Source organism: Pseudomonas sp. Leaf59 (genome assembly GCF_920984685.1).
Lineage (GTDB): Bacteria > Pseudomonadota > Gammaproteobacteria > Pseudomonadales > Pseudomonadaceae > Aquipseudomonas.
Genome location: NZ_CAKLBR010000017.1, coordinates 39475 through 51657, shown reverse-complemented (window position 1 = coordinate 51657; position 12183 = coordinate 39475). Strand labels below are relative to the sequence as shown.

8 protein-coding genes and 2 tRNA genes are annotated in these 12183 nt (G+C 61.4%); 2 read left to right on the top strand and 8 right to left on the bottom strand.

Translation table 11 applies throughout. The features are described from left to right. Nucleotides 1–57: 57 nt before the first annotated feature. From LUB09_RS17725 to LUB09_RS17710, 4 genes are all read right to left on the bottom strand, one after another. Complete coding sequence (locus LUB09_RS17725) at nucleotides 58–1338, bottom strand: virulence factor family protein (RefSeq protein ID WP_209984413.1); 1281 nt, start codon at nucleotides 1336–1338, stop codon at nucleotides 58–60. Beyond that, nucleotides 1338–3980, bottom strand: coding sequence for a bifunctional lysylphosphatidylglycerol flippase/synthetase MprF (gene mprF / locus LUB09_RS17720; protein ID WP_057007228.1), 2643 nt, complete (start codon nucleotides 3978–3980; stop codon nucleotides 1338–1340). The genes LUB09_RS17725 and mprF overlap by 1 nt, the downstream gene beginning before the upstream one ends. A 279-nt stretch (nucleotides 3981–4259) precedes the next feature. Next, nucleotides 4260–4336 (bottom strand) — tRNA-Met (locus LUB09_RS17715). Between the two features lie 260 nt (nucleotides 4337–4596). Beyond that, nucleotides 4597–4673, bottom strand: a tRNA-Met gene (locus tag LUB09_RS17710). 279 nt (nucleotides 4674–4952) lie between these two features. Here LUB09_RS17710 and dinB point away from each other — a divergent pair. Next, entirely contained in the window at nucleotides 4953–6011 is a 1059-nt protein-coding gene (gene dinB, locus LUB09_RS17705) for a DNA polymerase IV (RefSeq protein WP_209984412.1), read from the top strand. 130 nt (nucleotides 6012–6141) lie between these two features. Here dinB and LUB09_RS17700 read toward each other — a convergent pair whose 3' ends face one another. The 4 genes from LUB09_RS17700 to LUB09_RS17685 form a co-directional block, all read right to left on the bottom strand. Further along, nucleotides 6142–7095 (bottom strand): hypothetical protein, encoded by a 954-nt coding sequence (locus LUB09_RS17700; RefSeq protein WP_231423213.1) that lies wholly within the window; start codon nucleotides 7093–7095, stop codon nucleotides 6142–6144. Nucleotides 7096–7115: 20 nt separating this feature from the next. Next, complete coding sequence (locus LUB09_RS17695) at nucleotides 7116–8831, bottom strand: proline--tRNA ligase (protein ID WP_231423212.1); 1716 nt, start codon at nucleotides 8829–8831, stop codon at nucleotides 7116–7118. Nucleotides 8832–9025: 194 nt separating this feature from the next. Beyond that, nucleotides 9026–10558, bottom strand: coding sequence for an AmpG family muropeptide MFS transporter (locus tag LUB09_RS17690; protein ID WP_231423211.1), 1533 nt, complete (start codon nucleotides 10556–10558; stop codon nucleotides 9026–9028). A gap of 44 nt (nucleotides 10559–10602) precedes the next feature. Further along, complete coding sequence (locus LUB09_RS17685; RefSeq protein ID WP_231423241.1) at nucleotides 10603–10917, bottom strand: MGMT family protein; 315 nt, start codon at nucleotides 10915–10917, stop codon at nucleotides 10603–10605. 194 nt (nucleotides 10918–11111) lie between these two features. On the opposite strand from LUB09_RS17685, the gene LUB09_RS17680 reads away from it, so the two are divergent. Further along, nucleotides 11112–12119, top strand: coding sequence for a DUF481 domain-containing protein (locus LUB09_RS17680; protein WP_231423210.1), 1008 nt, complete (start codon nucleotides 11112–11114; stop codon nucleotides 12117–12119). Nucleotides 12120–12183 lie beyond the last annotated feature (64 nt).

The following is a 12183-nucleotide window of genomic DNA, read 5'->3' as shown; positions in this document are numbered from 1 at the left end:
TGGGAGGGAGCAAGCCCCCTCCCACATAAACCCTCTTCTACATTGGGTTTTGCGTCATTACTCGGCTTTGGCCTGGTGCTTGACGATGATCTCCACCAGGCGCTTGGCCAGCGCCGGGTAGTTTTCATCAAAGTGATGCCCGCCCGGCAATTTCAACGCTTCACCCACCGCCGTCTTGTCGGTGCAGCCGCTCTCGTCGACTTCTTCGGCGCCATAGATGCACACCACTTTCTCCGGTGGCAGCTTGGCCATTTCCGGACCGGTGGCGGCCTCTTTGCCGGCGTTGCCCAGCCAGCCTTCCACTTCGATTTCAAAGCTGCCGGTGCGGGCGAATGCCAGCAGGATGATTGCATCGACCCGTTGCTGTTCGTTTTCCGGCAGGCGGTTGTAGATCGCCGGCAGTACGTCGGCGCCGAACGAATACCCCGTCAGCACGAAGCGCTTGGTGCCCCATTTCTGCCGGTAGTGCTGCATCAGCTCGGTGAGGTCCTTGGCGCTCTGTTCCGGGCTCTTGTGCTGCCAGTAGTAGCGCAGGGTGTCGATGCCCACGACCGGGTAGCCGATCTTGGCCATTTCACCGGCCACGTCGCGGTCCAGGTCGCGCCAGCCGCCGTCACCGGAGAGGAACAGCGTGACGGTATCCTTGGCTTGACCGGCGGGCACTTCGACCACCGGGATGGCCAGACCGCCGTTGTCCGAACCCACCAGTTGCTTGCGCAGTTCGTTGTTCAGCACTTGCGGGTAATGGATGTCGTAGTCGCTGATGCTGGTGGTGGCGCGCGGTGTATCGCGTACGAAGCTGGCGCTTTCATCGTCAGGGTTATCGTTCCACGCCACCAGCCAGTTGCCATGGGCGGCGGTTTTCGGCAGCGGGTCCTTGCAGCCTTCCTGCACCAGGGCGAAGCCGACGGAGATGGCGTTGGCCTTGTCGTCGTTCTGAGTGGCCAGCCAGCGCCAGGCGAGGGCGGCGCCAGGGCCAATGCCGCTGACCAGGGTCGCGGGGCCCTTGAGCTGGCCCAGGGCGTTTTGCAGCGCCTGTTCCTGCAGCTTGCAATCGTCCTTGGGCAGGATCACCTGAACGATCTGCGCCTTGCCGCCCTGGCTCAGGGCGATCAACTGGCTGTCGGTGAGGGTGTCGTCCGCCGGCACGGCCACGGCCACACGGGCTTTCGCAGCGGTGGCGGGGGTCACAAGGGTCATCACCGTGCCATCGGCCTGGGGCATCTGCTCCAGCACCGGCTGCGGTGCAGGGCGGGTCCAGTACCAGAAGCCGCCACCTGCGATCAGAGCGAGCAGCACCACGATGGCCAATACATACCGCCAGGAACGTCGAATCATCAGCGTTTCACCAATCCAGTCAAGCCGCCCGCGATCAGGGCGGCGGTATCGGCCAGTGCCACCAGCGGATCGAGTCCGGCGGGCACGGCCATATAACGAGGTTCCCAGTCAGGCTGGAATTTGTCTTTGAAACGGCGCAAGCCTTGGAAGTTATACAGCTGCTCGCCACGGCGGAACACCATCGAACCCAGGCGCTGGGTCAGCGGCGCGCCACGGCGGGGTTGCAGGCCCGACAACGGCACCATGCCGAGGCTGAAGCGGGCGTAGCCGTGGTTCTTATAATGCTGGATCAGGCCGACCATCATGAATTCCATGGTCAGTTTCGGCGCGTCGGGGTGCGCGCGCATCAGGTCGAGGCTGGCCAGGTCGTGGTTGTAGGTCTCGAGCAAATTGGCAAAGGCCACCGGGCGCCCTTCGAAGCGAATGATCGCGATGCGAAAGTGCTTGAGGTAGTCGTCGCTGAAGCGTCCCAGGGAAAACCCTTTTTCGCGCACATTCTTGCCGGTCAGCCAGGCATCGGAGATGACCTTGAGCTCGTCCATCGGCGCCTGGCCCGGTTCGAAGATCTCCAGGGACAAGCCATCGCGAGTGCCGCGGTTCCAGGTGTAGCGCAGGTCCTTCATCTCCTTGCCCTTGGCTTCCAGGTCAAAGCGTTTGAGGTCGACCCGGGCTTCTTCGCCCAGCTTGATCGCGGTGAGGCCGATGTCCATGTAGTACGGCAGGTTTTCAGCGCGCACCTGATAGAACACCGGCCGTGCATGGTGGATATCGCACAGGTCGCGGAACTGCCAGATCATTTCGGCGCGCGGCTGGGTCGGGCCGATGGGGTCGTACAAGGCCACCAGGCTGCGCCCACGACGGGCATACATGAGGAAGGCTTCGTCGTTGGGGTGGAACAGCAGGGCTTTATCGCCGGTCAGTGCCAGGCCGCCGTCGGGTTGCGATGAGGCCATCAGGATTCGAGTGGCGCGCTCCAGTTCGTCCGGAGTCGGCAGGTGAATGATCGGGCGGGCGGTGCGCAGCAGCCAGGTCAGCGAAACGATCACCAGCAGCACCGCGGCGCCCAGCAGCGAGCGCAGGCCGCGCGGCGCGTTGGCATCGAGGGTGAACTGCCACCACAGCTGATGGCTGTAAGGCACATCCTGATAGGCAAACAGCAGCAGCCAGATCGACGCGCCCAGTACGCACACGCTGGCCACCAGATAAAGCGGCGAGAACGGCAATTCGGTGAGGCGGCTGGCGCGGTAGAACGAGCGGCGGAAGATCGCCAGCAGCACCGCTGTCATAGTCATCAGGCTGGCTTCTTCCCAGTCGAAACCCTTGAGCAACGAGAGCAGGGCGCCCGTCAGCAACAGCACCATGGTCAGCATCCAGGCGGCCGACAAGCGCCGACGCAGGCCCTGGGCCAGCAACAGGCAGAGCACGCCGATCAGGCTGGCGCCGAAGTGCGAGGCGTCAATCAGGCGGTGGGGAATCAGGAAGCCGATGTTTTCCAGGCGTGAGTCGATTTCGGGCGTGGCGCCGGAGAACAGCAGGACCACGCCGGACAAAAAAACCAGTACGGCCAACACTGGCGCCGCCAGCCCTGAAGCAACCCGCAGACTCTGCTGGGTCTGGAACAGGCGCTGGGCTTCATTGACCAGCAGGAACACACAGGCGATCAGCAGCGGCAGCACCACGTAGATCATGCGATACAGCAGCAACGCGGCAGCCAGGGGGGCAGCGCCGAGCTTGTCGGCAAACGCCGCCAGCAGGATCGCCTCGAACACCCCGACCCCGCCCGGTACATGGCTGAGTACGCCAGCGGCCAGGGCCAGCAGGTACACCAGCAGGAACGGGCCGAAGGGCGGCGCTTCCGGCAGCAACAGGTAAAGGACGGTGGCGGCTGCGGCCACATCCAGTGCGGTGATGATCAACTGCAGGAACGTCAGGCGACGACCCGGCAGGCGCAGGGTGCGGCGTCCGGCCCTGACCAGCAGGTTGTCCGGGTAAGGCTGTTCCGGCAGGCGACGGCGGTAGATGCCGATGCACAGCGCGGCCGACAACAGCAGCACGGCGCCGGCCACACCGCCGAGCAGGCTTTGCGGCAAATGCAGGTAGGTCGAAGCCGCCGGCAGGTTGCTCAAGGTGGCCAGGGCGGCCAGCGGTGGCAGTGCGCAGCCCAGGGCAAGGCTGGCGAACACGGTCATGTGCGCGACTTCCGAGGCGCCGACGCCGTGGCGTGCATATAAACGGTAACGCACCGATCCGCCGGAGAGCATCGACAGGCCAATCGCGTTGCCGATGGCAAAGGCGGTGAAGCCGCCGAGGGCCAGGGTCTTGGCAGGCAGCTTCACCCCGGCGTAGCGTGCGCCGGAAAACTCATAGCCCAGCAGAATGATAAAGCCGGCGACGGCCGCGCCGAACGCACCGAGCAGGGCGGGCCTGGGCACTTCCAGAATCGAATCATGAAGTGCGTAAAGGTCCAGCTCCAGCAGCAGATGCCGACAGGCGATCAGAGCGATAGCGAACAGCAGCAAGGTCACGGCCAGCCCGATGGGCTGACGGTATTTGCTCAACAGATCCAGCCAGCGCAAACGGCCGGGAGCGATCGGTTGTTCTGCTGTGACGGTCTCTTGTGGTTCAGACGAGTTGGCGCGCATCAATCACCTCGTGGATTGTGCGCGACAGGATGGAGGTATCCAGCCAAGTTACCAATCCCTATGGACAAAATAAGTACGAATATTAACGCGGAACACCGGGGGCGGCGACAGCGGCCATTGGTCGTAGAGGGTAATGCTTGAACATTGAGCATAGCGTGCAATGAGATGGACTCAACAAACCGTGGAGGGTTTCATGAAAGATGCCAGGTCATTGTTTAAGAAGAGCTTTTTCACCGCATACAAAAAAGGCCACTCTTTCGAGCAGCCTTTTCTGATGTTTGGTTGCGGGAGCCGGATTTGAACCGACGACCTTCGGGTTATGAGCCCGACGAGCTACCAGACTGCTCCATCCCGCGTCTGTGGGCGGCATTCTACAGCCCCGCGACGAGGTGTCAACCGTTAATGGGCGGATGCGGAAAATAAGTGTGATTAATCCACTCATATCGCCTAAGTGCTCGATTGAAAACACTTTTATGGAAAGCGGGGGTGTGTGGCGAGCGGGCTTGCCTCGCGCCGGACTGCCAGGCCGTCCGTTTCGAATAACGCGCGGTCCAGTTGTTGATAAAACAGGCACGCACAAAAAAGGCCACTCTTTCGAGTAGCCTTTTTTGATGTTTGGTTGCGGGAGCCGGATTTGAACCGACGACCTTCGGGTTATGAGCCCGACGAGCTACCAGACTGCTCCATCCCGCGTCTGTGTGTCGGCATTCTACAGAGGAACGCGAGTGTGTCAACCCGTAAATTGAAGAAAAGCGCTTGTGGTTCAATTGGTTAGCTCTCCATTGGGGCGCTGTGGGCCGCACTGGCCCAGCGTGGCCGGGGCTCTCAGCTCTATCGCTGGCCCTGATTCGATTGAGAAAACACATTCATCGGGTAAATTTCCTACCGTTCAGGCGGAAGAATCAAACTACTGGTGCTATATACAGGGGTGAGTGCGATACTGGCCACCCGTTGAAATACACCCCTGTTTATATGACGCAGCGCAAAATCATCCACGTCGACTGTGATTGCTTCTACGCCGCCATCGAGATGCGCGATGACCCGAGCCTGGCGCAAAAACCGTTGGCGGTGGGTGGCTCGGCGGATCGACGCGGGGTGATCGCCACCTGCAACTATGAAGCGCGGGCCTACGGGGTGCGCTCGGCGATGTCGTCACGCCACGCCCTGAAACTGTGCCCGGACCTGACCATCGTCAAGCCGCGCATGGACGCCTATAAAGAAGCCTCGAAGGAAATCCAGACGATCTTTCGCGACTACACCGATCTGATCGAACCGTTATCGCTGGACGAAGCCTACCTGGACGTGTCCGACAGCCCGCACTTTGGCGGCAGCGCCACCCGAATCGCCCAGGACATCCGCCGCCGCGTCTCCAATCAACTGCATATCACCGTGTCCGCCGGGGTGGCGCCGAACAAGTTTCTGGCCAAAATCGCCAGTGACTGGAAAAAACCCAACGGCCTGTTTGTGATCACCCCGGACCAGATCGAAGACTTCGTCTCCCAGTTACGCGTGAGCAAACTGCACGGTGTGGGCAAGGTCACTGCCGACAAGCTTGCGCGCCTGGGAATCGAGGACTGCCTGCAACTGCGTGAGTGGAACAAGCTGGCGCTGGTGCGCGAATTCGGCAGCTTCGGTGAGCGCTTGTGGAGCCTTGCCCGTGGGATCGATGACCGTGCGGTGCACAATGACAGTCGGCGGCAGTCCATCAGCGTGGAAAATACCTTTGATACGGACCTTCCCGATCTTGCCAGTTGCCTGGCCAAACTGCCCGAACTGATGGAAACCCTGGCCGGGCGCATGGCGCGCATCGACAGCAGCTACCGCGCGGGCAAGCCGTTCGTGAAGGTGAAGTTTCATGACTTTACCCAGACAACCCTGGAGCAGGCCGGGGCAGGGCGGGACCTGGAGAGTTATCAACAGCTGATGACGCAGGCGTTCAATCGTGGGGGCAAGCCAGTGCGGTTGTTGGGGATTGGGGTGCGGTTGCTCGACCTCAGCAATGGCAATGAACAGTTGGAATTCTCCTGGTAGAAACCCGGAGCAAACTGTAGGAGGGGGCTTGCTCCCGATTACGGTGGGTCAGCTATATATAAGCTGACTGATCCACCGCTATCGGGAGCAAGCCCCCTCCCACATTTAGATTTACAGCGTTTGCGAAAACTCAGCGAGCGCCAGGATCCGCCACCAGCCGCCCCGCCTCCTTGGTCAGCGCCTGCAGAAACTCCTGCTGCAACTCCGGATCATTGCGGGTCAGTTCGATCAGGCTCTGCTCCAGCTCACTGGCCTCTTCTTCCAGGCCCAGTTCCGACAGGCGCTTGACCCGGTGCACCCACTGGCTCACTTCGTCATCTTCCAGGTCGTCGAAAATCAGCCCGTGGGCTTCCAGCAACTTGCCGCGCAGGCCGCTGCTGACCGCCAGGGAAGCATCCGAATGCACATCGTCCTGGCCATCCTGCACGCTGATCAGCAGGGTGGTGATGTGGTTCAGGTCCTGCTCGGCGAACGGGCTGTCCAACAGGTTCAGGCGCAGCACGCCATTGCGGTCGGTGGTCAGCTCGTGGGTTTGTCTGCCGGCGGTGACCTGCACCGGGCGCTCGCTCCACGGCAGGCTCGAATACTCCAGGCGCTTGTCGCGCTGGACTTCATCGATGCCGGCGAGGTTTTGCTGCGCACGGCCATGGGATTGCACGTTCATGAACGGGTTGAGCCCGTCCACGCCGTAGATCAGCCAGTCGTGGGTCATGCTGTCAGGCAGGTTGCCGAGGGCGAAGATATTCGCCACGTTGGCACCAGCGCCCGCCACCAGGGCGACCGCGCCCAGGGGCATCTCATAGAGTTTGCGCCAGGGCTGGTAGGGCGTGTAGCGGTCGTAACGGCGGGTGACTTCGAACTCGGTGACTTCGAAGGTCTTCTGTTCGTGAATGCGAACCCGGCGCTGCGGCAGCTCCAGCACTTTGGGCTCGCCTACATCGATCTGCAGGCTGTGATCGAGCAATTTGCGCTCGACCCGCTCCTCGTGCTCACTGCGTTGTGACATCTGGTTGGCGCAGCCGCTGACCAGCAGGGCGCCGCACAAGGCGGCGCCCCCCATGGCTCTGGTGTTTCGCTTGAACATGACTTCTCTTGATCTGGTTTTCAGCGACGAATACGCGCCTGAAGGAAAGACAGCACGTCAGCCACCGGCAACGGTTGGGCTTCGGCTTCGGTCCGGCTCTTGTATTCCAGATTGCCATCGGCCAGGCCGCGGTCACTGATCACGATCCGGTGCGGGATGCCAATCAGTTCCATGTCGGCGAACTTGATGCCCGGGCTGGTCTTCTTGTCTCGATCATCCAGCAGCACTTCGAAACCGGCGGCCGTGAGTTCGGCATACAGTTTGTCGGTGGCTTCGCGTACTTGCTCGGTTTCATAGCGCAGCGGCACCAGGGCAACCTGGAACGGCGCCAGGGCGTCACTCCAGATGATGCCCTTGTCGTCGTTGTTCTGCTCGATGGCAGCCGCCACCACGCGGGAAATCCCGATGCCGTAGCAGCCCATTTCCAGGGTGATCGGCTTGCCGTTCTCGCCCAGCACTTCGCACTTCATCGCCTTGCTGTACTTGTTGCCCAGCTGGAAGATGTGCCCGACTTCGATGCCGCGCTTGATTTCCAGGGTGCCCTTGCCATCCGGGCTCGGGTCGCCGGCCACCACGTTGCGCAGATCGGCCACGGTCGGAACCGGCAGGTCACGTTCCCAGTTCACGCCGAAGTAGTGCTTGTCGTCGATGTTGGCGCCGATGGCGAAGTCGCTCATCAGTGCAACGGAACGATCGATGATGATTGGCAGCGGCAGGTTCAGCGGGCCGAGGGAACCGGCGCCGGCACCAATGGCGTCGCGCAGTTCGGCATCGGTGGCCATCACCAGCGGGCTGGCCACGCCAGGTTGCTGGGCAGCCTTGATTTCGTTGAGCTCGTGGTCGCCACGGATCACCAGGGCGATCAGCTTGCCTTCTTCCTCGGCACGTACGATCAGGGTCTTGATGGTCTTTTCAATCGGCAGATTGAATTTGTCCACCAGGGCCGCGATGGTCTTGGTCTCGGGCGTATCCACCAGGCGCAGCTCTTGCTCCGCCGCCGGGCGCGAGGTTTCCCGTGGCACGGCTTCGGCTTTCTCGATGTTCGCCGCGTAATCGGAACCGTTGCTGAAGGCGATATCGTCTTCACCGGATTCAGCCAGTACGTGGAACTCGTGGGAGCCGGCGCCGCCGATGGAGCCGTTGTCCGCTTCAACCGGGCGGAATTTCAGGCCCAGGCGCGTGAACACGTTGCAATAGGCCTGGTGCATGCGGTCATAGGTGACCTGCAGCGAGGCCTGGTCGGCGTGGAACGAATACGAGTCCTTCATGATGAATTCACGGCCGCGCATCAAGCCGAAGCGCGGGCGGATTTCGTCACGGAATTTGGTCTGGATCTGATACAGGTTCAGCGGCAGCTGCTTGTAGCTGCTCAGCTCGTTGCGCATCAGGTCGGTGATCACTTCTTCGTGGGTCGGGCCGGCGCAGAAATCGCGGCCGTGACGGTCCTTGAAGCGCAGCAGCTCAGGGCCGTACTCTTCCCAGCGCCCGGATTCCTGCCACAGCTCAGCCGGTTGGGTGCTCGGCATCAACACTTCCAGAGAGCCGGCGGCGTTCATCTCTTCGCGAACGATGGCCTCGACCTTGCGCATCACCTTCAAGCCCATGGGCAGCCAGGTGTACAGGCCCGAGGCCAGTTTGCGGATCATGCCGGCGCGCAGCATCAGCTGATGGCTGATCACAACCGCGTCGGAAGGCGTTTCTTTCTGTGTGGCGAGCAAATATTGACTGGTACGCATGGTAGGCCGTTGTCGGTTGCTTGGACTTGAAATGACTTGGGATTGTACGGGCGCTTGCTGCCGGAGTACAGGCATCAGAACTGAAGGGATTCAGGTGGGCGCTGGCGTGCCTGCGATGGCGTCAACGCGGCGTGCCTGATGTACCGAGGTGTCTGCATCGCAGGCAAGCCCGCTCCCACATTGATCGAGGCGTGTCACTCTTCGGCGGGAGGATTCAACCGCGCCCGCTGATTCTCCTGATACCAGTGCAGCGCAATCAGCAGCAGCGTCGGCACCCCCAGCATGCAGGTGATCAGGAAGAAACTGTGATAGCCGAACTTCTCCACCATCACGCCCGAGTACCCGCCGATCAGGCGTGGCAGCAGCAGCATGATCGAGCTGAGCAGGGCGTATTGGGTGGCGGAGAACTTCAGGTTGGTCAGGCTCGACAGGTAGGCCACGAACGCCGAGGTCGCCAGGCCCGAGCTGAAGTTATCCAGCGAGATGGTGAAGATCAGCATCTGCAGGTCGGGGCCCATGTCGGCGAGCATCACGAACAGCAGGTTGGTAGCGGCCGAGGCCACGCCGCCGATGAACAGGATCGGCAGGATGCCGAACCGCACAATCAGCAGCCCGCCCATGCCGGCGCCGAGCAGCGTCATGATCAGGCCGAAGATCTTGCTGACGCCGGCAATCTGGTCCTTGGTGAAGCCCTGGTCGATGTAGAACACGTTGGCCATTACGCCCATTACCGTGTCCGACATGCGATAGGTGGCGATCAGCCCGAGCAGCAGTAATGCCTGCCAGCGGTAGCGCAGGATAAAGTCGTTGACCGGCGTGAGCACCGGCGCCAGGCCTCGGCGGCCCATGGCCGACAGGCACAGTGCAGTCAGGATGATGTAGAGAATGGCGCGCAGGAAGGCGCGGTCTTCCATCAGCAATTGCCACAGGCTTACGCCCTGGAACAGCACGCTGGCGAAATCGGTGTTGTACAACTGGGTGAACATCGCCGGCACCGACACCAGCAGCACGATCAACACAAAGACCGAGACCAGTTGATGCGCAAAACTGTAGCGCCCCGCCTGCAACTGCGTGCGCAGCGGTACGTTGGGTTCACGCATGAACAGGGTGGTCAGCAGCGCCGGCACCATCAGCGCGCCGAACAGCACATAGGTGCCGGTCCACGCCGAATGCTTATAGTTGAAGCCCGTTGAGCCGAAACCCTCGGCAAAGAACAGCGCACCTGCGGTGGCGAGCAGGGCAGCAATGCGATAACCGGACATATAGCTGGCAGCCAGGGCGGCCTGGCGGCTGTCGTCGGCGATTTCCAGGCGATAGGCATCCACCGCGATATCCTGGGTGGCCGATGCAAACGCCACCACCACCGCAATCGCGATCAGCCACGACAAATGTTTTTGCGGGTCGCAAAAGCCCATGCCGATCAATCCGAGGATCACCAGCGATTGGGCCAGGACCAGCCAGGAGCGACGACGTCCGAGTTTGCCGAGCAGTGGCAGGCGCCATTGGTCGAGCAGCGGCGACCAGACCCATTTAAAGGCATACGCCAGGCCGATCAGGCTCGCATAGCCGATGGTCTCACGGGCCACTCCGGCCTCGCGCAGCCACACCGACAGCGTTGAAAACACCAACATGTAAGGCAGGCCGGCGGCAAAGCCAAGCAACAACAGGACAAGCGTCGAAGGGCTGGCATAGGCGGCGAGCGCGGCGCGCCAGGTTTTACGGGGCATGGGCTGGAGTCTGCCTCAGATTCACGGGAAACAAAGCGCGCACTCTAACCGCTGTGCTCTACCGGGCGCCAGCCATGGCGCTGAATATCCACACGATTGTTGCGCACCGTGACGCCCTCAGCGCGTAATCGCGCACGTTGCTCGTCGCCCGAGGCGCTGCCTGCCGGCAAGCTTATCCGACCACCGGCACCCAGCACCCGATGCCAGGGCAGGCGCGTGTCGCCCGGCAACTGGCTGAGGGTGCGCCCCACCCAGCGTGCAGCGCGGCCCAGCCCTGACAGGTGCGCCAGTTCGCCATAACTCACCACGCAGCCTTCGGGGACTTGCGCCAGAGTCAGGTATAACGCCGTGCGACGCATGTCGGCGGGGCTTTGCGGGGTGTCGGCAGCTTGATTCACTGTGGGCCTATCCGTTGAGATCGTCTGTCTGTTTGTAAGAAACGTCTGTAAAAATAAGGGCATTGGTTGAACTGAACATTCATACTTGAGTCAGTGCTAGCTATCTAACACGATAACCGTCCTTTTTTCGCCAACCCTGAGCCCCGAATCCGCTTATGTTGTCCAGAACCCTGCTGTGCCTCGCTATTTTCAGCGCCTCAACCCCCGTGCTCGCCGATACCGTCTGGTTGAAGAACGGTGACCGCCTGACGGGCAAGATCAAGGTCTTCGATGGCGGCAAACTGCTGATCCAGACCAGCTATGGCGGCGCCATTCCGGTGGACTGGAAACAGGTGAAAACCCTGGAAAGCGACCAGGAACTGCTGGTCAAACAGGACGCCTACAGCGGTGAGAAGGCCAAGTCCCTGAAGCCTGCGGATGACGGCAAAGTGGTACTGGCCAATGGCGAAGCGCCCAAGACCGTCGAGCTGGCAAGCATCCAGCAGATCCTCAAGCCCAAGCCTGTGATCCAGGACCTGGTGTGGAAAGGCAACGTCGACATGGCCCTGGACTACAAGCGCGCCGAACGGGACACCAACGACTACGACATCGACTTCAAGACCACTGCGCGCCATGGCCAATGGCGTCATACCGGGCAGGGCGAATACAACCGCGAGTTTCAGGACGATGTCACCACCACCGACAACTGGGCCCTGGAATACGACCTGGACCGCTTCATCACCGAACACTGGTTCTGGCAGGGTCGCCTGACCTACAAGCGCGACAAGGTTGAAGAGCTGGCGCGCCAACGCACCGTCGGCACCGGCCCGGGCTATCAGTTCTGGGATGACGAACTGGGCGCGTTCTCTCTCGGCTCGCTGGTCAACCGCACCGATTACGAATATGCCAACGGCGGCAAGGACAACTTCTATTCCCTGGCCATGAAGTGGAACTACAACCGCTACCTGATTGGCAAGACCGTGGAGTTCTTCACCAACGGCGAATTGGGCAAGCCGATCGACGCACCGGCCGACTACTCGCTGGATGCGGAAGTCGGTCTGCGCTACAAGGTCACCGAATGGGCGTCGCTCAACCTCAAGGCCGAGCGCGATGTGGTCAGCGGTGAAGAGCAAAGCGACTTGAGCAAAACCCGCTACACCGCAGGCTTTGGCGTGGCCTGGTAATAAAGTCGAGCACACTGCAGGATCGTTGCTGGCAACCGGCGCGTAGATTGATTACCTTGTGTTG

Bases quoted from the DNA above. Each gene is read 5' to 3' on its own strand.
- LUB09_RS17690 (WP_231423211.1), bottom strand. From the start codon at position 10,558: ATGCCCCGTAAAACCTGGCGCGCCGCGCTCGCCGCCTATGCCAGCCCT.
- dinB (WP_209984412.1), top strand. From the start codon at position 4,953: ATGACGCAGCGCAAAATCATCCACGTCGACTGTGATTGCTTCTACGCC.
- LUB09_RS17680 (WP_231423210.1), top strand. From the start codon at position 11,112: ATGTTGTCCAGAACCCTGCTGTGCCTCGCTATTTTCAGCGCCTCAACC.
- LUB09_RS17685 (WP_231423241.1), bottom strand. From the start codon at position 10,917: ATGCGTCGCACGGCGTTATACCTGACTCTGGCGCAAGTCCCCGAAGGC.
- LUB09_RS17695 (WP_231423212.1), bottom strand. From the start codon at position 8,831: ATGCGTACCAGTCAATATTTGCTCGCCACACAGAAAGAAACGCCTTCC.
- LUB09_RS17700 (WP_231423213.1), bottom strand. From the start codon at position 7,095: ATGTTCAAGCGAAACACCAGAGCCATGGGGGGCGCCGCCTTGTGCGGC.
- LUB09_RS17725 (WP_209984413.1), bottom strand. From the start codon at position 1,338: ATGATTCGACGTTCCTGGCGGTATGTATTGGCCATCGTGGTGCTGCTC.
- mprF (WP_057007228.1), bottom strand. From the start codon at position 3,980: ATGCGCGCCAACTCGTCTGAACCACAAGAGACCGTCACAGCAGAACAA.